Source organism: Gemmatimonadota bacterium (assembly GCA_009838845.1).
Lineage (GTDB): Bacteria > Latescibacterota > UBA2968 > UBA2968 > UBA2968 > VXRD01.
Genome location: VXRD01000140.1, coordinates 19,220 through 43,143 on the forward strand (window position 1 = coordinate 19,220; position 23,924 = coordinate 43,143).

General features: G+C 51.6%; 19 protein-coding genes. 5 read left to right on the forward strand and 14 right to left on the reverse strand.

The features are described from left to right. Positions 1-6 precede the first annotated feature (6 nt). The 4 genes from F4Y39_19715 to F4Y39_19730 form a co-directional block, all read right to left on the reverse strand. Positions 7-483, reverse strand: coding sequence for a (2Fe-2S)-binding protein (locus F4Y39_19715; protein ID MYC15958.1), 477 nt, complete (start codon positions 481-483; stop codon positions 7-9). 4 nt (positions 484-487) lie between these two features. Then, the gene (locus F4Y39_19720) at positions 488-1,363 is read right to left on the reverse strand and encodes a xanthine dehydrogenase family protein subunit M (protein ID MYC15959.1); all 876 of its coding nucleotides are present in this window, start codon (positions 1,361-1,363) and stop codon (positions 488-490) included. 292 nt (positions 1,364-1,655) lie between these two features. Next, the gene (locus F4Y39_19725) at positions 1,656-2,741 is read right to left on the reverse strand and encodes a class I SAM-dependent methyltransferase (protein MYC15960.1); all 1,086 of its coding nucleotides are present in this window, start codon (positions 2,739-2,741) and stop codon (positions 1,656-1,658) included. A 39-nt stretch (positions 2,742-2,780) separates the two neighbouring features. Then, positions 2,781-3,221, reverse strand: coding sequence for a rhodanese-like domain-containing protein (locus F4Y39_19730; GenBank protein MYC15961.1), 441 nt, complete (start codon positions 3,219-3,221; stop codon positions 2,781-2,783). Positions 3,222-3,405: 184 nt separating this feature from the next. Here F4Y39_19730 and F4Y39_19735 point away from each other — a divergent pair, with 184 nt between their 5' ends. Further along, positions 3,406-4,428: a Gfo/Idh/MocA family oxidoreductase gene (locus F4Y39_19735; protein MYC15962.1), complete on the forward strand. Its 1,023-nt coding sequence runs from the start codon at positions 3,406-3,408 to the stop codon at positions 4,426-4,428. A 69-nt stretch (positions 4,429-4,497) separates the two neighbouring features. Next, complete coding sequence (locus F4Y39_19740) at positions 4,498-5,901, forward strand: sulfatase (protein ID MYC15963.1); 1,404 nt, start codon at positions 4,498-4,500, stop codon at positions 5,899-5,901. Positions 5,902-5,915: 14 nt separating this feature from the next. Here the strand turns inward: F4Y39_19740 and F4Y39_19745 are convergent, their stop codons facing one another. Beyond that, entirely contained in the window at positions 5,916-7,874 is a 1,959-nt protein-coding gene (locus tag F4Y39_19745; GenBank protein MYC15964.1) for a hypothetical protein, read from the reverse strand. 13 nt (positions 7,875-7,887) lie between these two features. Next, entirely contained in the window at positions 7,888-9,036 is a 1,149-nt protein-coding gene (locus F4Y39_19750) for a phosphonoacetaldehyde reductase (GenBank protein MYC15965.1), read from the reverse strand. 31 nt (positions 9,037-9,067) lie between these two features. Between F4Y39_19750 and F4Y39_19755 the strand changes: the two genes are divergently transcribed. After that, positions 9,068-9,898 carry a phosphonoacetaldehyde hydrolase gene (locus F4Y39_19755; protein MYC15966.1) on the forward strand — a complete coding sequence of 277 codons (831 nt, stop codon included), beginning with the start codon at positions 9,068-9,070 and terminating at the stop codon, positions 9,896-9,898. A gap of 53 nt (positions 9,899-9,951) precedes the next feature. Here the strand turns inward: F4Y39_19755 and F4Y39_19760 are convergent, their stop codons facing one another. The 7 genes from F4Y39_19760 to F4Y39_19790 form a co-directional block, all read right to left on the reverse strand. Beyond that, positions 9,952-12,462: a hypothetical protein gene (locus F4Y39_19760; GenBank protein MYC15967.1), complete on the reverse strand. Its 2,511-nt coding sequence runs from the start codon at positions 12,460-12,462 to the stop codon at positions 9,952-9,954. A gap of 2 nt (positions 12,463-12,464) precedes the next feature. Then, the gene (locus tag F4Y39_19765; protein ID MYC15968.1) at positions 12,465-12,845 is read right to left on the reverse strand and encodes a hypothetical protein; all 381 of its coding nucleotides are present in this window, start codon (positions 12,843-12,845) and stop codon (positions 12,465-12,467) included. Positions 12,846-12,848: 3 nt separating this feature from the next. Beyond that, positions 12,849-13,475 carry a cytochrome b/b6 domain-containing protein gene (locus F4Y39_19770; GenBank protein ID MYC15969.1) on the reverse strand — a complete coding sequence of 209 codons (627 nt, stop codon included), beginning with the start codon at positions 13,473-13,475 and terminating at the stop codon, positions 12,849-12,851. A gap of 151 nt (positions 13,476-13,626) precedes the next feature. Further along, positions 13,627-14,616, reverse strand: a complete 990-nt coding sequence (locus F4Y39_19775; GenBank protein MYC15970.1) for a xanthine dehydrogenase family protein subunit M — start codon at positions 14,614-14,616, stop codon at positions 13,627-13,629. A gap of 15 nt (positions 14,617-14,631) precedes the next feature. Beyond that, positions 14,632-17,028 (reverse strand): xanthine dehydrogenase family protein molybdopterin-binding subunit, encoded by a 2,397-nt coding sequence (locus F4Y39_19780; GenBank protein ID MYC15971.1) that lies wholly within the window; start codon positions 17,026-17,028, stop codon positions 14,632-14,634. After that, complete coding sequence (locus tag F4Y39_19785; protein ID MYC15972.1) at positions 17,029-17,610, reverse strand: (2Fe-2S)-binding protein; 582 nt, start codon at positions 17,608-17,610, stop codon at positions 17,029-17,031. Positions 17,611-17,748: 138 nt separating this feature from the next. Continuing rightward, on the reverse strand, positions 17,749-18,615 hold the full coding sequence (locus tag F4Y39_19790) for a phytanoyl-CoA dioxygenase family protein (GenBank protein MYC15973.1): 867 nt from the start codon (positions 18,613-18,615) through the stop codon (positions 17,749-17,751). Between the two features lie 193 nt (positions 18,616-18,808). Between F4Y39_19790 and F4Y39_19795 the strand changes: the two genes are divergently transcribed. After that, positions 18,809-20,329, forward strand: coding sequence for a sodium:solute symporter family protein (locus F4Y39_19795; protein ID MYC15974.1), 1,521 nt, complete (start codon positions 18,809-18,811; stop codon positions 20,327-20,329). A gap of 28 nt (positions 20,330-20,357) precedes the next feature. Continuing rightward, a complete protein-coding gene (locus tag F4Y39_19800; GenBank protein MYC15975.1) occupies positions 20,358-22,331 on the forward strand; it encodes a hypothetical protein in 1,974 nt (657 codons plus the stop codon). Positions 22,332-22,359: 28 nt separating this feature from the next. Here the strand turns inward: F4Y39_19800 and F4Y39_19805 are convergent, their stop codons facing one another. Continuing rightward, entirely contained in the window at positions 22,360-23,736 is a 1,377-nt protein-coding gene (locus F4Y39_19805; GenBank protein ID MYC15976.1) for a sulfatase, read from the reverse strand. Positions 23,737-23,924: the final 188 nt, after the last annotated feature.

Below are 23,924 nucleotides of genomic sequence, written 5' to 3' on the forward strand. Positions count from 1 at the left end.
ACCTCCCTATTCGGCCATTTCAGACGCGGCGTCTTGCACCGCGCGAACGATTTTGTCATACCCCGTGCAACGGCACAGATTCCCCGCTAAGTACAACCGAATGCGTTCTTCTGAAGGATCAGACTCTTGATCGAGCAATGCCTTGGCAGCCACAATAAAGCCCGGCGTGCAAATGCCGCACTGAAGAGCTGCGTGTTCGAGGAATTTCTGCTGAAGAGGGTGTAAGCCATCGGCACTTGCAACGCCTTCAATCGTCGTGAGTACCTGCCCTTCGGCTTCGACAGCCATCATCAGGCAGGAATCGATAACCTCTCCATTGACCAGTATGCTACACGCGCCGCAGTTGCCATTGCTGCAACCCTCTTTCGTGCCCGTAAGATCGAGTTGATCCCGCAAAACTTCGAGAATTGTCTGCCGAGGTTCGCACAAAAACTCGGCCGATTCTCCGTTGATTGTCGTTGTAACGTGAACTTTTCCTGGCATGCGATTAAGACTCCTTTGCTCTCTGAATGGCTCCCTGAATGGCGCGGCGCGTCAAAACGCCGGACAGGTGAATCCGCTGTTCGATAGTTCCCCGCATATCGCTAATAGGCCTGGCTGCTGCGCGCGATGCCGCACACGCCGCTTCTATAGCGTCTTCGTCATCTACTGCTTTCCCCACGAGTGCTGCGCCCGCATCGGCAACGAGCAAGGGAGTGGGGGCAACAGCTCCAATTGACACCCGCGCCTCTTGAATAGTCGCTTTATCGCTGTCCAAAACCACAGAGGCCGCAGCATTGGCGACTGCGATATCCATTTCATTGCGCGGAATAAATCGCAGGAAAAACGCCCCCGAATTGGCAGCCGGAGTTGGCACCTGAATAGAAATGAGAAACTCGCCGGATTGAAGAACACTTTGCCCTGGACCAGTAAAAAAATCCTCTGCTGCAACTTCTCGCGTGCCATTTGGTCCCGCAATACGACATGTGCCGCCCAGGACAATGACAGCAGGTGGGGTGTCCGCTGCGGGCGAGGCATTGCAGAAATTGCCCCCAACAGATCCGCGATTTTGAATCTGAATGGAACCGATGAGCGAAGTACAATCCACAAGCGCGGGATAACGGCTTGCGACAACATCGTAACCGTAAATTTTGGAACACGATGTTGCAGCGCCAATAGACAAACCGCTGTCCTCATCAAAACTCAACGCCGTTGCTTCGGGAATCTGCTTGAGATCGATCATCAAATCGATCTTGCGCCCCTCCTTCAACTGCGCGATCAAGTCCGTGCCACCCGCCAGAATGCCGACATTGCCATTTCCCGCGCCGAGCAGAGAAATAGCCTCATCTACAGACTGAGGTGCTTCATAATCAAATGCGTTCAAAATTTTCCTCCTCTTTATTAAAACCGACAGATTTTATCTGCGTTCATTACCCATTCATCTGCGGATGCTTTTGAATTTTTCTGAGAAGTTAAGAATACAACCGGAGTTCCGGGCTGTCAAGCCTTTTGCAGGGAGAGAATTAACGCTCTGAAAATGGATGTGTCAACCACAAAAAAGCGGGCTTCCGCGAGACGCCCAATCTGGTGGGAGGGGACCAGACTGAACGCTTGCGGAAGCCCAGGACCAACTATCAGACCTTATACTTCATTGCGATAAACGCCTGTGTGATACATTAGTTCCCGATATAGCCCTTAAGAACGACATACCCATCTTTTTGAGCCACGACCTCCCCCTGCCCAAAAACCCTGCGAATGTGTTTCAAATACGCTGCTGGACGCATCACAACAAGCATCAAACGCCCCCCAGGCCTCAATGCCCGAAAAGCACCTTCTATAAGGGGATGTGCCGCAGTATTGCCATCGTGAAAGGGTGGATTTGAAATAATAAGATCGAATTTCTCGCGCCGGTCAATAATGCGAGCATCTTCCACACGAGCCACTGCATTGCAAATCTGGTTGCGTTTCAAATTTTCCTCCGCGCAGGAAACAGCTCGAATATTCGAATCGATGAGCGTTGCATTGCCCTTTACAGATAGACGCGCAGCAACCATGCCGAGTGCGCCCCAGCCACACCCCCAGTCCAGCACGTGGTCTGCAGGACGAACTTTCATGCAGTCGATCAGCAATCTCGTCCCGTCATCGAGTCCATCCCGTGAAAAAACGCCCGCACGGGTTTCAACGCGATATGGACTGCCTGGCAAATCGCGCAATTCAAATGTCATTCGATTGTCAATCGGTGCCTGGCAAGGATTACTGCGCTCCTTTTTCGCGCTGTAAACTTCCACTCTGCCCACGCGCCCTGCGCGTCTGCTATTGCCAAAAACCGCCTGCAAATACGCGGCATAACTTCTAATACCTCGATTTCGCTGACCCGCCAGATAAAGCGCGCCACCCATTTCAAGCGCCTGAAAGCCCTGATCAATCCATTCAAATACCTGACCTTTGGCAGACCTTTGGACGGGTTTGTAAAATACGACACGCGCGTCGGAAATCACCTGTGCCGGCATTGCACTGAGCACCCCGTTTATCCCAAGTGCTTCTGCCTTTTGCACGGCGCGAATATCCTCCCCCACAAAAGTCACCCGAGCGCCTGTTTCCCGCAAGCATTCGAGACAGTCTTCCTCCCAACCGAGATCCAGCACCCGGCTACCGACCTGTACATCTGCCACGTCAACAAATGCTTCTCTGACTTGTGTGTCTTTTGTTTTAATCACTTGTAAATCACTCTGCCACAATATAAAAAGGGAATTATATTCCATCCCCCATCAAATGAAAAAAACGAGCTACACCCCTTTGCTCTACGACTCTGCCCGCGCCTTAATACCCGCATAAGAATTGGAATTATTGACATCGGTTTCGACAGGCAAATTGGAATCGCGCCATCCCACCACTACGAGAACGCCATTTTCGACTTTTCCACCAAAGCCACCCTGAACATTGGCGAGATTCGAATACCCCAACCGCGCCATCAAATCCGCGGCCATCTGGGAACGCATTCCGCTCTGACAGCCACAAAAAATGGGCTGTTCTTTATCGGGTAGTGTTTTTTGCACAACATTCAGAAAATCGGGATTTGGCACCATGCTCCCCGGGCCGGGAACTGCAATGGGGATATTGATAGCGCCTTCGGGATGCCCCTGGGCAAATTCCATTTCCGTGCGCACATCGAGATAAACCGAATTTTCCGCTTCATCCATCGCGGCTTTTGCTTCTCCTGGTTCAAGCTGTTTAACTGCCATATTAAACTCCAATATTGAGGTGATTACTTCTGGAATATATTGCTTACAAAATAAACAAAATCATGGGTGGGGCAAGTCCTGAATCTCGTTTGGGCATTTACTGCGTTTCAGTTCTTTACTCTTGTCGCTGGATATATTACTTTGGGTTTCAATAATCAAAATAGTTTACAGGAGGACCATAGAGATGGCCAAAGAAAACACACTGAGGGTCGCTGTTGCGGGTTGCCACCGCATGCTGTTGCGCGATTTGACCCATCACAATTTTGCCGCGGCTTTTCGAGCCATTTCGGAAACTGAGATCGTCGGTGTATTCGATTACGGCGCAGAAACGCGAGCGGAATTTGTCACCTGCTGGCAGGACGTTTGGGGCGATATCCCAACCTTTGGTAACTATGAACACATGCTCAAAGAAATCAAACCAGATATACTCTGCATTGCCACGCGCCAGACCATGCACGCCGATCAGATCGAAGGCGCTGCCGCAGCAGGGGTTCGGGGTATTCTCTGTGACAAGCCTTTGGCTACAACCCTTACGGAAATGGATCGCATTATATCTGCGTGTGCGGACATCCCTCTCTGCTTTGGCCTTGACCGGCGCTGGTCTCTCCCCTATCGCCACCTTCGCCGGGACATGAGCGATCTGATCGGAACCATCACGAGTCTCGTCGCTTATGGCCTGCCCAACACCATCAATCACGGTTGTCATTGGTACGACGCCTTGCTAGGTCTATTGGGCGATCCCGAACCCTTATGGGTCAGCGGTCTGATTGACCACGGCGATTCGGACGATGAACGCCGCAAACTCGACCCGCCTGCACGTGCTCAAATTGGTATGGACAATGGCGTTGTCGCCTACATTACAATGGATGGCGGCAAAGGCCCCAGTTTTCAAATCACAGGAAAAAAAGGGCATCTATCCATCCTCTCTGACGCAACGCACGCCCATCTCTGCCGAGAAGATACTTACCAGTCCCTCAGTCTTCCCACAGACAAAGACCCGTGGCCGACGGGACCTGCGATGGTGCGCGATCTCGTGCAAGCTATTAAAACGGGTGGTCGCACGGCCTGTGACATCAATCATGTGCGCAGAGCCACAGAGATCGGATTTGCCATCCACCATTCCTCAAAGCAAGGGGGTGCGAAAATCGCCCTGTCAGATGTGGATCGATCCCTACGAGTGGAATCATACCCCTGGGGAAATGAATAGCTATAAAATACTCTTGGATAAATATAGTTTTAATACACTTACACACTGCTCTTCCCAAAGGAGATCCCAATGTCAGACCCTATGAACATCGTCGTCATCGTAGCCGATACATTTCGCACATCATTCCTGGGTGCTTATGGAAACGACTGGATCCACACGCCAAACCTCGACCAATTTGCCGAAGAGGGCGTGCGCTTCACCAATGCCCATCCCGAGTGCCTGCCCACCATCCCGACGCGGCGAACCCTTCACACCGGACGCCGAGCCTTTCCCTTCAAAGACTATAGTCCCGTTCCCTGGGACAATGTCTATCTCGCCGGATGGCAACCCATGTCGGGTGATGAGGGTACAATCGCCGAAGCCCTCGTGCAGGCTGGTTATCACACCGGTTTCTTTGCCGATGTCCCCCATTACTTTGTTCCTGGAATGAATTTTACGCGGGGCTTCCGCCAATGGCAATTCATTCGCGGCCAGGCAGAGGACCGCTATCGCGCCATAGCCGCAGCAGACCCGGCATTGATCGAATGCTATAAACTCAGGGAAGGACAGCCTCAGAATCTGATCCGCGCCCATCTGGTCAATGTGCAACCCCAGCGTCCCGAAGAAACATGGCCCGCAGCGCGGACGTTTCGCGCTGCCATTGAGTTCCTCGAGCAAAACGCTTCAAACACGCCTTTTTACCTCTATGTCGATAGCTTTACCCCTCATGAAACATGGGAAGCACCACTCCACTACTACGACCTGTATGGTAGCCGCGAAGACAGAGTACCCATATGTCTCAATGTGCCTTATGGTCCCCTGAGCACCAATCCCGACTACGAAGATCGACTCGCTTCTATTCGCGCCAATTATGCCGGACTCGTCACAATGGTGGATACCTGGTTTGGACGATTGGTCGATACAATTGACAGAGTGGGCTTGCGGGACAATACCATGGTCCTTTTTCTCAGCGACCACGGCACAAATTTTGCCGACAACGCCGAGGGCATAATCGGCAAACCCGCAGACTACATGTATCCGGGCACCATGTGCATCCCGATGATCTTGCGACACCCGCAAAACAAAGCCGCCGGAACCATCTCCGACGCCTTTGTCTATACCCTCGATATACCCGCAACAGTGCTCGACATTTCCGACGTCTCACCGATTGGACAAATCGCCGGACAGAGCCTGCTACCCATCGTTGAATCCCCGGGAACCTTCAGCGAGCGAGACTATCTAACATGCCGATACGGCAATTCCGTCTGGTACAAAGACAATACCACCTGGTTTTTTTCTCAGGCGGACTTTTCTGGGCCTCGCGTCTTCGACCTGGAATCAGACCCGGACTGCACTCAGAACATCGCCGAAAGAGCAGTAGATAGAATCAAACGAGCAAAACGCCGCATTCTCGAAGACGCTGGCGGCGAGATCCCCATCTACCAGCGCAAAGAATCCACCGATGCTCTCGGCCGCCCAGAATTTACTGTATGAGGGTTCTATAAATGTTACCAATCTGAAAACGGAATATTGTGTCCCTGTCCGGGAAACCAGATCATATCGATGACAAACGATGTACCCGCCCCCATAAAATGCCCGAGAATCAGGCCGATAAAAAAGGGGCGCGCTGTCCGATACGCCTGGGCGCCGCCAATTCTGAGAATAATAGCTTTGGCAAACCACGCCAGGAAAATTGGGAGAACGACATATCGCACGGGACCCACTGGACCAGCGGCAAATCCAATAGGGTGAAAAGGAAAACCGGGAAAGCGATAGCGCACAAACATCAGGAGCAAGGTAAATACCGCCCCTCCGAACAAAAAACCGATCAACTCCCAATTTCTTCCCCACGGATCCTTCGACTTCTTGACCAAGTCATCCCATGGCCAGCGCGCCAGTTCACCGGTAAAAATCCCGCCGTAATTGGCGGCACCATTTACATATCCCATATAGATCGTGTACAAAAACGTAGCAAACACGCCCACGCTCATCGCCAGAATCAGAACCCAGAGCAAGCGTCGCCTATTCGTCTGGATGGTATCGAATAACTTGGTCGAATGCCCCAGCGCGGGCATAATCGTCGTCTTGATATCGCTACACCACGAATGAGAAATAGCAATAGAAACGAGCGTGCGCGATGCCAGGGAATTAATACCGAGAATGACCGATGAAAAAATTTGCGGACACATCGCGGCGCGAAGCGAAATCAACCCAGCCTCTGCAATCAGGCGGGTTTGTCCCAAATACATCACCAGCACGCCAAAAAGGAACAGCGGGATAAACTTCAACTCCATCCCCGTCTTATAATGCCACACAGCAAGATAAAGCGCGCTCCCTATCAATCCAAACGCGGCAGTGCGATAAGACATAATCTCGCCCGAGTCATCTACTTCTGGATCATTGTAAAACGCCTTGCGAAATACATTTTTCAGATGTTCCCGCCCCATCCAGAATCCAACGAGAACAATCACAATGATTGCACCGTGCGATTGCGCCCCGATCGAAAGCGGATTCGTAGAGTATTCATCAAAAATAGCCTCCTTATAACCCAATCGGTTAAAAAGGCCCATTTCCATCGTAGTAAAAAAGTTAAAAAACCACAGACTGAACAGAATATCCAGCTTGATAAAATAGGCAAATCCCGCCACAACCGGGTACATACGCATCGAAATAGGTGGAAATACCCGGTCGAATACCACATTGGGATAACGCCAGGGGATCTGTGGGAACGAAGGGTTAAAATGATTGATCACATTCCACAGCACCCAGAAAAACGTCAATCCAAATCCAATCCAGAAAAGCGGTAGATTTAGAATCGGAATACGAAAAAAGCCCTTCTCTTTCGGCTCTTCCAGCACCGCCAGAGGAACCTCCATCAAAGGATATTCAATGCGCTCGTTCTCCACCCATTGCTTTCGCAAAATTACCATCAAACACAAAGCGCACCCATAGTAGGCGACAATTACCGTCATCCACCAGAAAACCGGCACCAGCCATATCGTCCATGGAATAGACGCTCCGCGCGGCAGCCCTTCAAAAAACCACCGCAAACCCTCGCCACCCGGGACCACGGTCCACTCGGGCAAGAGTGTCTCGTAATACACCGCCCACTGGTTTTCCGGCGAAGACAGATAATGGGGCACCGTAAAATTGGCGACCATCTTGCCAATAAAATACGTGGGCATCGTGGCCCCGATCAATGGCATCACAAAAATGACAATCAATTCACCCCGGCTCAACTTCAAGAATCGGTTTGCAAACAACACCAGCACCATCAAAGGCACCACAGCCGCCATTGACAGGTGATTTTGATCCAGACGGGTCGCGTGCAAAATAAATCGTGCATAAGACCCTGCATTCGTCGCCAGCACCGTCAATACAATACCAATTGACAGCGACCATACCGAAATCGGTGACCGGGTCTGACGATCGCGTGTTGTCTCGACCTCTCTTAAAGCCTCTGCCATAATACCTCTTGATTTAATGGACTTCACGAAGTATCTGTCTTAGCGCAAACTGCGATAAGGCGCGGGGATTGTTTTTTAGACGTTCCGTATTGACATTCTGCGCAAGTGTTTCCAGGTCTGCATCAGCATCCACACCGACCTGTCGCAGACGGGTTGGACAACCAATGGCGCTGATGAGATCGTCAATGTATTTTCTCGCTTCTTCAGAGCTCGCAACCCCTATCAGCCTATTGATCTCTCTGATATCTTTCTGAACTTGAGCAACACCTTTGGGATGCCAACAATCACCACTGACTACCCTATTGTTGTATATTAAGACTGCACCCAACGTCAGAGCCACAGCCAAACCGTGAGGCACGCCAAATTGAGATGTGAGCGTATAGGAAATCGCGTGAGGTGCTGTGGTCTTGCTGATATTGATCGCTTTACCAGATAGATGGGCAGCGCGGCACATATTAGCACGTACATCGGGTGTGGGACGGTGAACAGCAGCCTCGAGATTATCGAGCACCAGTTCCAGAGCTTCACTTGCAAAAACACGCGATTGCGCGGTTGCATTCACACTCCACAAAGATTCAACAGCCTGTGACAGTGCGTCCAGGCCAGTATGTGCGGTAATAGAAGGTGGCAAATTGGCCGTTAGACTGGGATCGATAATTGCGTAGTCGGGCAACACATTGGCGTGTGCAACGGAATATTTTTGTTCCCCGACATAAACCACAGCAAAATGCGTGGCTTCACTCCCCGTACCCGCTGTGGTGGGAATGGCGATTAATGGCGCGACTTTATCCCGAATCGGTATATTCCCTGTAAGAAGCTCGCGGTATTGATCCCGATGTGTACCGCAAATGCCAATGAGCTTGGCCATATCAATTGCAGATCCGCCACCTATGGCAATCATTATATCACCTGGATGTGTGTGCCAGAATTTGACTCCGCGCACCACATCGGCGTATTTAGGATTAGGTGCAAAATCATCAAAGATGGCATGGCCGCGCCCCTGTAATGCGGATTCTATATACATTTTTGCGCCGGATTTATCGTAGGCTGTGCGATCAGCCACAACAAAAACAGACCGCGCGGCTCTATCATCTAACAAAGACTGCACAGTCTCAATAGCCCCGGGTGCCATGTAGATAATCTGTTTCACGAGACGATTCATTTTTTTACCAATAAATCAGAAAGGACAGAAAATGGATTTTTATTTTCGACGTACATATCGCGGTGCGCTAAAAGCCATTTTGTTAGATTGGGCGGGAACCACAATGGATTACGGATGTTACGCGCCTGCTGTGGTCTTTCGCCAGGTGTACGAACGCATGCGAGTACCTATCAGCATGGCCGAGGCGCGTGCGCCAATGGGGGCGCATAAAAAAGTCCACATTCGCAAAATATCTCAAATCGCATCTGTACACCAGCGCTGGGAAGATACCTACAATCGACCACCTCAGGAATCGGATATCGATGCGATGTTTGAAGCATTTGTACCCTTGCAACTGAATTGTCTGGCTGAATACGCCGACTTGATTCCCGGTACACTGGAAGCAGTTGCCGAATTTCGCAAGCGCGGATTAAAAATAGGATCGACCACCGGATATACAGGCGAAATGATGGCACTATTGCAGGAAGAAGCCAAAAAACGTGGTTATGAACCCGATGCAACCGTATGCGCAACCGACGTTCCCGAAGGCCGCCCAGCACCGTGGATGTGTGTGCAAAATGCCATGCAACTGGGCGTGTATCCCTTTGCAGCCTGTGTCAAAGTCGATGACACGATCCCCGGCATCGAAGAAGGTCTCAATGCCGGCATGTGGACTATTGGACTTGCAAAAACAGGAAATGAAATCGGTCTAAACGAAGAAGAAATCAACCAACTTGATCCCGAAGTACTGCAAACACAGCTCGAGACCGTATATCAGCGCATGCATCAGTCCGGCGCACACTATGTCGTCGATGGCATCTGGGATGTACCAACTGTATTAGACGACATCCAGAGCAGGCTCACGCGCGGCGAGTGCCCCTGATAGGCAGTACTTAAAAAAGGCCGTGAGTCAGGTTACGACCTTTATGTGCTCTGTTACGCCGTTACGGTTGAGCGCAGGGTGAGGATCTCTTCTCCCTGCGTATTCACGTCAAACCCGTACCGCTTTTTCTCGACTCCAATCTCGAACCCATTCTCATCCTGTACCACCTGCACATTTGCCTGGCGCTCTGCAAAAGCAAAAATCAGAATGTCTCCGAGGGTTGATATCCGCACCCGCGTGTTCGCATCCCGCGCTCTCGGGACAAAACTCACCAAACTTCCCGCCGCCAGCCCAGAAGGCGCGAAAGGCACCTCCTCCTTCTCGAAACAGGCATCCTCTCCATACAGGAGCAACGCATTGATCGATCGCCCGCCCGCACCGAAGCGCGTCTGTTTCGTCCAGACCCGTCTCAAATCTACCGGATTCAACTTCCAGCCCAGCGCGCCGCTTCCGGTCTCCGGTCCCAGGTCCGTCTCAAAATCCAACAGCAACCGCCTGCACCCCGGGCATTTCAGATCTACCCTATCAAGATCGCATTTCACCCCTGTCCCAGGCATCTGCACTGCGCCCCCAAACGCCAGCACCGTATTCGACTTGATATAAAACGTCCTCGGTTCCGCACGCGACTGCAGATTCTGCGAATCCAGTCCCAATTCACCGAAAATCGCGCGGTCATCGCACCTGTTCCGGCATCCATCCACCTCGATCTCAATAAATGGATTGTCTCCCGGCCGATTGAACCCGCCCCATCGAATAACCGCATCATGCCACCTGTTGGGTTCAATTTTCACAGATGAGACAACCTCTACCGACGTATTTCGCTGGCTCTGCACAACAAATGTCAGCGCGTCCCCGTCCATTATTGCCAGTGAATAATTGTTTACCCGGCTTCCCAGGACTCTTCCCACGCCTATTCCCGTATTAAACAAAACCTCTGGTCCTTCTTTTCTACTCTCGCCGTTTAACCGGAAACGCATTCGCAATTCACCAGCCCTGGGATTAAAATAAGGCTCTCTCTCGTACTGCAAGTAATCGCGGCCGTTCAATCGCACGAACCCCTCCCCCCCATCTCGCATCACTCTTACACCGCGTCTCCGGCGTCTCAATGCCGTCACAAGGATTGGAAAAGTCCCTTTCAACAGCCAGTATTCATGATCCGTTCGAATGGATCGCACGCGCAACCGTTCGAACCGCGCTGCTGTATCCAGCCGCCGCAGAAACGCCACGATCTCGTTTTGCCCACCCGTGAAAGGAAGGCTGCCGCAGGCCACCGGCTGGGCCTCCTCCGCGGAAATCGTCTTCAAAATCGGATATCCGCCCCATTGCACATGTAAATTCATAAACCCATGTGCGCTCCCGCCTTTGTATCCCGACACGCAACAGACCACAGCATCCCTGTCCCATCCGCTGCGCAGCAATCCGGCTTCTCCGTAGTGCATTCGGGTAAATTTCTTTGAAAGCGGCAATACAATCTTGCGACTCGACGGCCGGAACTCAGGATCATAATAACAATAAGCGTACGGAGCGTATGCGATCATACACTCCGCCGTTGTACCCTTCACGCCCATCCCAAACCGGTAGAGCCGTCCCAGCCTCGGATCGCCAAGTGCTACGTCCCGCATCTCGGCATCTCCAGCTTCCTGCGCCAGCCGAAGCAGGGTCACCGAACACGCGTTTAGCTGGCTGCCCGAAATCACATTTGAATTTTCTGGATAATACAGCCTGTCTTCGATCACCTGCGGCGGTGCCAGATGATACCGAAACCACGTCAAAGGCTGCTCCAATCGCTTCGGAAACGTCTTATACAGATCTTCCCCCGTCACATTGCGCAGCGCATCGGCAAAGTGAAGCATCCACAAATTTTCCCACGGCCAGAACGCAGGTCCGTCGCCCGGTGCGCCGTCTCGCCCGCAGCCATAGGGCATCACCCCGCTGCGAAACCGATCGATCACGGCCGATACCCAGGCTTCCGCATCGGGATGTTTTCCCAACAAATACAAAGCCGCCACACCAAAATGCCCGTTGTCAACCACGGCGTGGTGTCGTCCATCCGATGAGTATCGGTTCCGCTCTACATCCGGCCACCAGCGTTTCATCATCTGAACCAGACACGCGGTCGCCTGTTTTTTTTCCACATCGGGCAACGCCTTGTCGAGCAGATCCAGCGCCAGTGCAAACGCCTGCATATACCGGTTGGCCGTATAAAAATGCTCTTCTACCCGGTCACTGTGTTCCCATTCCCCCGCCGCGCGCAACCAATCTCTCGCCCGTTTTAACCAGCGCGGATCTCCCGTCAGCCGCCAGGCGAATGCATAATGCTCTATCAGTGCGGTTGCGTGCATCCCCGTATAGAACGTCAGGTATAGCTGGTGGTATGGGTGCGGGCTGTGGGGCCGTTCGGGAATTCGTTTCCACGGCCGCTGAAAATAAAAAATCTCGCAATCTGCGAGAATATTCTTAAGGATTCGTTTTCGCGCCTCATCCTTCGGCGGCTCGAATCTGTAATCTGGATCATCGGCGGGATGATATAGCCGGGGATGATCCTCACGTAAAATCTGAACCATAATTATTTCAAAGCCTCATCAATCAAAAACAGATCGGTCAGCAGCGCGCGCAAATGGATAGAGGCATTTAAGTTGTCGATCAACTGGGAACTGATGGCGGTCTTGCCCAGCACGAGGTTAATGCCCGCCTGTGCTCTTTTCGCATCGGCATTCATCTCATCCAAAAAATTCCGATAATCCACAAGCTCTCTTTCTTCTGCAATACGCACTGCGGATTCTCCCAGATTATCGAGCGCGTTATTCATCTCTTTTAGCGCGTGTCGGATCTGAGAATCTGGCCCGTCATCTCCTTCTATACCTTGTGCGGCATAAGCCAGCATCAATTCATAGCCCGACTCTATCGCTTCAATATGTTGCGCCCACTCTGAGAAAACATCTGCCATGCGTTATGCGCCTTTTCTTTTTGCATCCCACTTCTCTGGATCGTGATGTGCGCGATATTCCTCGTCTGTAATCCATCCTTTAATCATTGATCGCGTATAAAAAAGTTTCTCTGGGCGTATGGCAAAATAAACATGCATCATAATCAGCGGAATAAAACACAGACCCGAAAAATCGTGCAAAACATAAATAATACCCCAGCTTTCGCCTGAAAAAACATAAGGATCGCGCGTCCAGAAAGGCGAATCAATTTTAAGCAACATCAAAATACCCGTCACACAGGCAACCAGACTCATAATCGCCACAATATGGTGATAAATCTTTTGCATCAGCCAGTATTTGCCGGGCGATACTTTCAAAGCCTTGATCGAACCCGACAGCGAGGAAAGAACGTCTGCAAATTCTCCTCGCGCGATCCACATAGACCGCCAGTCTTGCCGGGTCAGGGCGTAAATAATGTGAAACAAAACAGAAGCAGTAAAAATCACCCCAGAAACCCAGTGCAGCGTTACCCACGCAAACTTGATCCCCAAAATCGGCAAAAAACCAGTTAGCACCAGAGCGATCATACACGCAGCCATCAACCAGTGATTGATCCGGGTAGCGAGGGCATGTCTCAGCAGGACATTCATTGACCGTTTTCTTTCACAAAAAAGTGCATATAACCCACATGCAAAACAATAAACACAACGCCAGCACCTGCAAAATACCCGATCAGGTCCCACGAAAGACCTTCTAAAACCCGCTGGCCCCAGGCATCGCTGGTATATCGAAAAATATCCATCAGCTCTCTCGTATCGCCCGCTTGACCAGATTTTCCATCAGGGGAATCTTAAACCCATTGTAATTCAGTGGCGTGGCGCCCCGGGTTGCCGCACTCGCCGCGAGATCGGCAGACGCACCATTTTGGAGACTGCCCTTGACCACCTCTTCCACAACTGTCAAGCGCAGTGGCACACACGCAACACCGCCGCATACCATGCGGATATCGACAATCGCATCGTTCTCTACCTTCATCGCAGAGGCAATATTGACCAGCGCGAAATCCCAGGTGTTCCTTTCGGCTACCTTTTCAAAATAAAAACGCGCATCTGCCCAGGTATTGGGAATCACAATCGACTTGAGCAAATCACCCGGTTGCAAAATCGTCATGCGCATAATATCCACATCTGGACCAATGAAAAAATCCTCTGCCTGCACCTCTTTTTCCCCATCACCATTTACAACCACCATACGCGCATCGAGAGCAACAAGTGCGGGAGCAGTATCTGAAGGCGACACGGCAATACAACGATCCGCCCCAAAAAGACAATGTTCGCGGTCAATTCCCTCGGGCGTATCCGCATAACAGGTATTTCCGCCCGCGCGATAACAATCCAGACCATACCGATAATACCAGCACCGCGTATCCTGGCAGACATTGCCCCCAATCGTTCCCGCATTGCGAATTTGCGGACTGGCGACATGTCGCGCAGCATCGGCCAACACACCGTATTTCTCTTTAATCAGCGCACTTGTCTCAATCTCCGTCAGCGTGGTCAACGCGCCAATCTCAATCCCATCGGCTGTTTCCCGTATCCCATGCAAATCATCAATACCGTTAATATCGATAACTGCTCTGGGCTTCTTGGCGCGGTCCTTAAACCAGTCAAAACTATCCTGACCGCCTGCCAGAACCCAACCATCATCGCCATAGCGATCCATTAAATTCAGCGCGTGATCTATTGCAGTGGGCTGATACAATTCAAAATTAGCCATCATATCTTTGAGCATATCATTTCCCCCTTCTCATACCGTATTCACCTGCAGCGCCTTATACGACTGTTCGCGTCCTGCGGCTGCATTGACAATATGATCGGTCGTCACTGGCATCCGATTAAAATAATGCCCGCCCAGCGCATCTGAAATCGCGCACAAAAGCGCGGCAGCGGCACAACCCTGCACAGGCTCACCTATCCCCTTAGCACCAACTGGATTTTGAGGATCGGCGATATCGACCACCTCGGTTTTCATTTCAGACGGAACATCGAGATAAGATGGCGGCTTGCACTGATAGAGCCCCATATTTGCTGGAAGGCCGTTTTGCGGATCATATACGTACCGCTCCAGCGCAGCCAGGCCAAAACCCATAACTGCGCCGCCTTTGATCTGCGTCTCCAATCCCTGTGGATGTAGCACCGTACCGCACTCTGCAACCCCCACGTAATCCAAAATCTCGTACTTGCCGGTCTCCAGATCCAATTCAATTTCGATAAGTCCAACGGCCATCGCAGGGACAACGCCTTCGTGTTTCAGATTGTCTTTGGCAACACCGATCAAGCCCGTGCCCGCAAGCCCAGCCACTGAGGCTTTTGTCATGGCATGGATATCCTCTGGAGCTTCATGGCCGTCGTATTTGCCTCCCAGTTCAATTGCGCGTTTTGCAGCATCTGCAAATCCCATGCTTTTGGATTTATCCGTCTTATGCACAACGCGCTCATCGGCCAGATCGTAATCGCCGGGAGAGCCACCCAGGTCCTTTGCTGCAATCTCCAGCAATTTGTTCTTCGCATCCATAGCCGCAACATAATTCGTGCGCGTCATCGTAAACGAGGTATTGCTCCCCCACTGCGCGTGGTTCCACGGCAAATGACGGCGGCTATCGCCCCGCTCAATCACGCAATTTTCCCATTTACACGTCAGCACTTCGGCGGCTGCGAGAGACGTTGCAGTGTGCGAAAACGTGCCGAGATTGCCAACGCCCGAATGAATGTGTAACTTGCCCTCTGGTGTCAAGCGCACCAGGCCATCAAACTTACTCGAACCCGCCGAGTGATAAGCCTGCCCAACTCCCACGCCTATAACCTTAGACCCATTTCTTTGGCGGCTTTTTTGCTTTTTTTCTGCCCAATCAAAAGCCTTGCCGCCTTTGTCGAGTGCCTCGCGCATATAAACGCTCGTAACAGGTCCTTGCCTGCGCCCGTATTTCGAATCGTTATCGGGTGCATTAATACGCCGAATCGCCAGTTGATCAATGCCCAATTCCTCGGCGGCCTTGTCGAGCAAAGGCTCGACCACACAGGCGATCTGATTTTGTCCGGGACCGCGCTGTGCCCCCCTGATTGGTGTATTGGTATATACGGGAATCCCTCGAAAGCGCATGGCTTCGGGCGTATAAACCAGCGAAACCGCATCGCCAGCAGCAGTCCAATCACCACCGCCGCGATAGGCACCATTTTCCTGAATCACGTACATATCCAGCGCACTGATCCGCCCATCGCTGCGAAAACCAATTTTAATTCGCCCCTGAAAACCGTGACGCGCAGATCCGATAAAGTACTCTTCCGCGCGACTAATACGCATCATTACGGGGCGTCCGACTTTTTTGGACATAAGCGGCGGAATAGCCATCACAGGATACGCCGTGCCTTTGGAACCAAAACCCCCACCGCAGTATTCCGCGATATAAACCAGATTTTCAGAATTCATATCCAGGAGACGAGCCAGATCGCGTGTGGGACGGCTCTGGCTTTGTGTTGCGCCATATACGAAACACTTGCCGTTTTCCCATAAAGCCATGCACGACCGAGGTTCCATTGAATGATGCGGATTATTTGCCGTGACAAAGCTCTCATCTATGATCAAATTTGCATTTTCAAATCCCTGGTCAACCTCGCCATAAGACCACTCAGTTGCGGGTTTGCCCGTTGGACACACATCTTTATCGACAAAATCTCCAGCAGTCCATTTGATTGTCTCGCTTCCCGAACGCCGGTTGCGAATATTGCCGTCTTCGCGGGCATCTGTACCGCCGGGATAGAGACTCTCCAGAGGATCGAGCGTAAAGGGCAGGGGTTCATAATCAATCGCAATTTTGTCAATTGCATCCTGTGCAGTCTGCTCGTCGAGCGCGGCAACTGCCAAAATCGGATCCCCTACATAATGGGGATTATTGGTCAATATGGGATTGTTCGGCGCGTTTTGCTCGGGCACGTCATCAGCCGTTAAAATACCCAGGACACCCTGCATCTTCGTCGCTTCAGACACATTGATGTTGCGAACGCGCGCATGGGGCATCGTGCTCAAAAGCAAGCGACAAAACACCATGCCTTCGGCGCGAAAATCCTCGGCGTATTTTGCCTTACCCGTAACCTTTGCCGCCACATCTGGCGGCGTAAAATCCTTGCCAATCAATTGATATGCCATTTAAGAAGCCTCCTTTGCCGCACGCATTACTGAGTTTAGATAATTGTCGTAAGCACCACAGCGACAAAGGTTTCCAGACATGGCAACCTGGGCTTCTTCTCGCGTTGGATCCGGATTGATCTTCAGCAGTGCCACCGCAGACATCACCTGCCCCGGCGTGCAAAATCCACACTGAGGGCCCAGTTCTTCTATAAATGCTCGCTGAACCGGATGCAACGCGCCATCTTCGCCTTCAAGGCCCTCGACGGTCACAACCGAACGGCCTCGAACGCGGTGGGTTAAAGTCGAACACGAATACATCGCCACATCATTGACCAGCACTGTACACGCACCGCATTCACCCCGGTCGCACCCCAGCTTTGTGCCCGTAAGCCCCAGTTTGTACCGCAAAGTCATCGCCAGTGTTTCCTGCGGCAAAACATCAACGCGGCGCACGCGACCATTTACATTGAGAGAAATGAGCCGCTCAACTGCACCCGGCGCGCTACCCATGTCGCCCGCGCAGCCTCCAAACACATATCCCATCGCAGAAATAGACGCGCCGGTAGCAATAATCCCTTTAATAAAGTCGCGCCTCGACATCCCCGCCCGCCCCATTGCCGCATCATCAAGGAACACGGTCTCGCGAGATAAATTTGTATTCATAGAACCTCCTCATGCTTTTTTCTGCCTTTGAATCTGCATTGAACATTTATAGAGAGAAAAAAACGGTCTGTCAACTCAGTTTTTAGCACTCGCTTTTTCCTCCGCCTCAATTAGCGCGGCCATATCTATGCGCCCCGCATTGTGTGGGGGTTGCATAATAGCCTGCTGAAGCGGTGTCAACTCATCCATAAACGGCGCATATTTCGCGGGATCATTGCCACTCGGCGGGTTGACATACCCCCCTGCGGCATAGCGATACAGCAGAGTTCGTCGCTCGTGATCCGCAGTCCACGGCATCGCGCCATGTGTCAATGCCTCGGTAAAAATCACCGCAGAACCCGCCTTCATGGGAATATGCTTAAAACAACCCAGGTCCCGCTCCATTCGGCGCACATCCGTCGGACATTCAAAATTTGCCTTATGACTGCCGGGAATACACACAAACCCACCGTCGCCGGGATTGACATCGGCGAGTTGATAACACACAGCAATCAGATTATTCCACATCTTTCCGTCCTTGCAGAAATACATATGTCCGCCTAAAAAACCGCCCCCACCGTGGAGCAAATGCCCTTCTGCTCCTCTGGTCATGCTAATCCCATTGGCATTGCCATAGCGAAATCCATTGCCGATCATATCGAGCATATAGTGCATCGTTGGCAAATGAGATAACAAATCGCGGAAGGGTTGACACCACGGCTTTGGCCATCTCAAAATACTTCCGATATCCCCTCGTCCATGCGCGCCTTCCAGTGCGATAGAAACCTCGCCGCCATGTCTGCCCACACCGCCCGACAACCTCAGTTCCCCCTTGCGAATCCGTATTCTATCCCGATTGTGATCAATCGCCTCGTTGAGTGCCGCGACTTGCTCGGCAGACAAAATATCCTCCACGACCAGATACCCATTCACATCAAAAAAATACTTCTCATAAACGTCCATAACAACCTCCTTAAACGAATAGACGAATCAACGAATCAACGAACCCCGCCCGTCCTCCCAAAATCAGTGTGTAATTTCCTGAATGGGTCTGGCAACGACCCGTTGTACCCCGCCCACGCTCTTTATTGTATTAAAACCATAAATTTTAAGTTGAAAACTTCTGACCTTCGCCCTATTTTGCTCCGTCATTAAAATGCTTTACACTGGGGGATTCATGTTTGGTCTGCACATCTACGACGTGCTCACACTCGGCGTTTATCTCGTAGGCATCACCACCATCGGTCTCATTTCATCTCGTGGAGTCAAAGGCACACTCGATTATTTTATGGGCGGGCGCAAGTTTGGCAAAGCCGTGCTCATCATGCATGCCTTTGGCACCGGAACCCATACCGATGCAGCTGTCAATGTCGTCGGTGCCTCTTACAAAATGGGGATGCGCGGGATATGGTATGCGTGGCTGCCCCTGTTTTGCACCCCCTTTTACTGGATCATGATGCCTCTTTTCAGGCGCATGCGTTATATCACCACAGGCGACTTTTTCGACGAGCGTTTTGGCAAAGGACTCGGCCCGGCATATACGGCCTTTGGTGTCCTCTTCTACGTGCTCGCCATGGGCATTATGCTCGAAGGCACGGGAAAAATGGCAAGCGGGATTACCGGCGGCGTGCTCAGCACGGAAACCTGCATCATTGTCATGACAATCCTATTTGTATCCTATGGCCTGTTAGGCGGCCTGCAAGCGGCTGTAATCACAGACTTTATACAGGGCCTGTTCGTCATCGTCCTGTCTTTTTTGCTCTGCCCGTTTCTGCTCGATCAGGTCGGTGGTTTTGCCGGGCTGCATCAAACACTGCCACAGGATGTCTTTGGACTCACAGCGCCCGATGATCCACCGCCCGGCTATGACCGCATCTCCATCGCATTTGTCATCATACTCACTATCAATACCCTCTTCAACATCCCCGGACAACCCCACTGCATGGAAATGGGTGGCTCTGGCAAAACAGAATGGGAAGGCCGTGTAGGATTTACCTACGGCAACATGATCAAACGCTTTTGTACCATTGCGTGGGCATTCATCGGCGTGGGCGCCATGATCATATATCCCAATATAGACGATCCCGAACTCGTCTTTGGCATGGCAACACGCGACCTGCTGCCTGTTGGTCTCGTCGGTGTCATGCTCGCATCCATGCTCGCAGCTGTTATGTCTTCTTGCGACTCGTTTATGGTCGCCGGATCGGCACTCTTTGTCGAAAATATTTACAAGCCCTATTTTGCGCAAAAAAAAGAAGACCACCACTATCTCAATGCAGGGCGGATTATGGGCATCCTCATGGTCATCGCGGGCATAGTGGTAACGGAAATTTTTAGTAGCGTAGTCGAATTGTGGCGTTTTCTCTCGGCACTCCCCGCCTTCTGGGGCATCGCAGTCTGGGGCGGCATCTTATGGCGCAGATGCAACGGCTACGGCGCGTGGGCTGGCCTGATCAGTTCTGCCCTCGTGTGGTGGATAACCCGCAACTATTTCCATCTGGAGTTCATGGAACAAGTGATCTGGTACCTCAGCACAGGCGTTTTACTCACCATTGTCGTAAGCCTATATACACCCCAACAGCCCAAAGCACTGCTCGACAAATTCTACACCACTTTGCACACCCCCGTAGGACAGGAAGACAAACTCAGAGCACTGGGTTACGAAGTTCGGGACTAACAAATCCATTCCGATTTTACAAATGGCCATGCAAACAGACATATCCAAGGAAACCCATCCCGATGCACAGGATCGAGGGATCACGGTACGCGCAGTCATGCTCGGTATCTTGACCATTGCCCTCATGACGATCTACATCACGCATTTTGCGTGGAACATGATAAAAAACTACATGCCCGTATCGGCTCTGATCCCCTTTGTCGCTTGGGTCGGCCTCAACGCCATACTCAAACTCGTTGCGCCAAAACGCGCCTTATCGCGCACGGAAATGTTGACCATCTTCTTCATGGTCTGGCTCGTGGGCAACCTGCCCACGACGGGTTGGGCAGGCTATCTCCTGGGCAACATCTCTGCTCCGGTACACCTCGCATCGCCAGAAAACCGCGTGGGCGATGTCATAGCCCCCCTGCTGCCCGACTGGCTCTTTATGCAAAAATCGCCCGTGGTTATAGGGCAACTTTATGGAGGATTAGAACCCAACACAGCTATTCCCTGGCAACCGTGGATCCGCCCTCTCTTCTGGTGGACTGCCGCCTGTTTATCCGTGGTCATGGCAGGCTTTTTCTGCAGCGTCTTATTCTTCAAACAGTGGCACGAAAAAGAGCGTCTCACCTTTCCTATGGCCACCTTCCCCACCGAAATGTTGCGAGAAGAACCCGGCTATCGCCTGCCCGTCGTCTTTCACGCCCCCCTATTTTGGGTGGGGTTTGGCATTTCGACCTTTGTGATCTGCTGGAATATCGCGGGTTATTTTGTCCACACCCTGCCGCATATTCCCATCTACGACCTCGCTGGACAAATGGCGATAAACATCGGCTATCACTATCCAAGATATTTTTTACGCATGCAGCCCCTGATAATGGGTCTGGCCTATTTGTGTCCGCTCGACTTGCTCTTCAGCTTCTGGTTTTACAATGTCCTAAATATTATCAAAGAGGGGCTGATGAACCAAACTGGCATCACAGTGGGACTACAGGGACAGCAAGCGACACCGGCAGAAATACTCAGCTTCGAATCCCACGGCGCACTCGTTTTTCTCGTCGCCTGGTCATTATGGGTATCGCGCAAACACCTCAAAAACACCCTCGAATGTGCGCTGATGAGCAACAGAGCCGCAGACGATGGAACACCAGTCACCTATCGAACTGCCTGGCTCGGCCTCGCTGCTTCGGTCATATTCCTCGCGGGCTGGTGTCTGGCCGCAGGCATGGAACTGTGGGCAACCATAGTGCAACTCATCTTGATGTTCATCGCGCTATTCGGCGTTGCCAAATACGCCGCAGCAACCGGATTCACCTTTTTATCCCCCGGAAGTACCGGCGGACTGGGTGCCGATAAGGGAGGCAATGTGTGGATGCAGATGGGTGGCACGGCCAACATGTCGCCCGGCACACTCACGACAATCTGGATGATCAACCGCAATGGCTTTGCCGGCATGCCCATTCGCCTCACCGCCACCATGTCTGTCCCCCACTACTTTCGCATGCTGGGTAACCACCTCAAGCGGCACCCCATGGTCTGGGCCATTATCCCCATCGCCTACATCACGGGCTGTATCACAACTGCTACCGATTCGCTGTATCGCAGCTACATGGACGGCGGAATGAACGGACCACTCTATTTGGGCGACTGGAACCATCTCGTGCGCCTGGTCCCTTATGTAGAAGGCTCGACAATACTCTACTTCGACATCGAAAAGCTGGGCGTGTGGCTCTGGGGATTTGCGATAGCCGGTTTTTTGACTTACATACGCACGCGCTTTTCGTGGTGGCCTTTTAATCCCGTAGCCATCGCCTTTCCCACGCGGCGCTATGGTTTTAGCCTGCTTGTTGTGTGGGCGACCAAAGCACTCATCATGCGCTTTGGCGGCGTTGCGCTCTACCGCAAATCCCTGCCTTTCTGGTATGGCCTCATGATCGGCTACTTATTGGGCGTTGGCATCTCTACAGGCGTTGATGCCATCTGGTTTCCCGACGCAGGCCATATTGTGCATGGGTGGTGAGGAGCGATCAGCTTGTATTCTTCTTTATCTATTCGTCCATCATTGCCTCGATCCTCGCCCGATAGCTCTCATTCTCTTCAGGCCATTCCACAATCTCTGCATCTGGCGCATTAGTCTCGGGCAACCACTGCACCAGAAGTTCTTTGACCTCGCGCAGTCCCGGACTGTGCGCCAGATTTTCCCATTCCATCTCGTCATGTCTGTGATCGTAAAGCTCTTCTGACCCATCTGCATAGCGGATATATCGCCATCGCTCAGACCGTATGGCATGATTGCCACGCCCGTGTGTGGTGATTGCGGGAAAGGGCCAGTTGCGATTGGGATTTTCCATCAGAGGCACCAGACTTCGGCCTTCCAACCCTGTACGATCAGACAAGCCGCACAACGCAATCAGCGTGGGATAAATATCGATCAATCCCACTGGCTTTGAACAGGTGCCGGGCGAATAACCTGGGGCTGAAATAAGCAAGGGCACGCGCGAGGCTTCTTCCCACAATGTGCTCTTTTTCCAGTGGCTTTTTTCGCCCAAATGCCACCCGTGATCTGCCCACAAAACAATTGCTGTATTCTCTGCATAAGCACTTGCATCCAGTGCATCTATCAATCGTCCAATTTGCGTATCCACAAAACTGATACACGCCAGGTAACACCGAATCGCTTCTTTCCATTGGCCTGCTTCTACGATACGCGCATGCGGTTTTTGATTTGCCCATCGCTGCGCGATTTCGGGAACATCGTCCAGATCATTCTCCACTGTCTCTGGTAGATGGAGATCATTCAGGTCATAAGCCTCTATATATTTCCTCGGGACATGCCACATCAGATGTGGCAGCTTAAACCCACACGTCAAAAAGAAGGGTTCTTCGTGTCTCGCCTGCAATTGCTCAACACAATAACTCACAGCTTTGTAATCCTGCATATCTTCATCGGCAACATCCATCGGACCCCAGTCCAGATTGCCCATACCCGCCATGCCATTTACGGGATGATGATCGGGTCCCGCGCCGGAATGTGACTGATTAAACAAACTCGGCACATAAGAATCCCACGACATTGGATCGGGAAATTTGCCGTGATACACCTTGCCACTACCCGTTGTAAAATAGCCATTTTGCCGAAAGTGCTGTGGCAAAGTCACGCAATTTCTTCCCGCTTCCGAAAATCTGAGCGGCTGTCGATTGTTATAAACCCCCGTAGTGGATGGCCGCAAACCACTCATCAAACTCGCCCGAGATGGATTGCAAATCGGCGCTTGACAATACGCGCGTTCAAATACTGTACATCGCTCGGCCAGCCGATTAAAATGAGGGGTCACAGCATTTGGAGCGCGATCTAAAAATCCCACATAGTGATTTAAATCATCAAACGAAATGAACAACACATTTGGTTGATCTTCTTGTACCATATTCTCACCTCTCAATAATTTGGACACTTTTTCAGAATAGCCACAGAAAGCACAAACTTTCAGACGCTCAAATTATTCGCGTCTTCTTGTACCATATTTTCATTTCTCGCATATAGGTTTGACATACCGCCTAATTTTTAAGTTTGCCTTTTACCTTTTACCTTTTACCTTTTTTGCGCCTTGTTGGA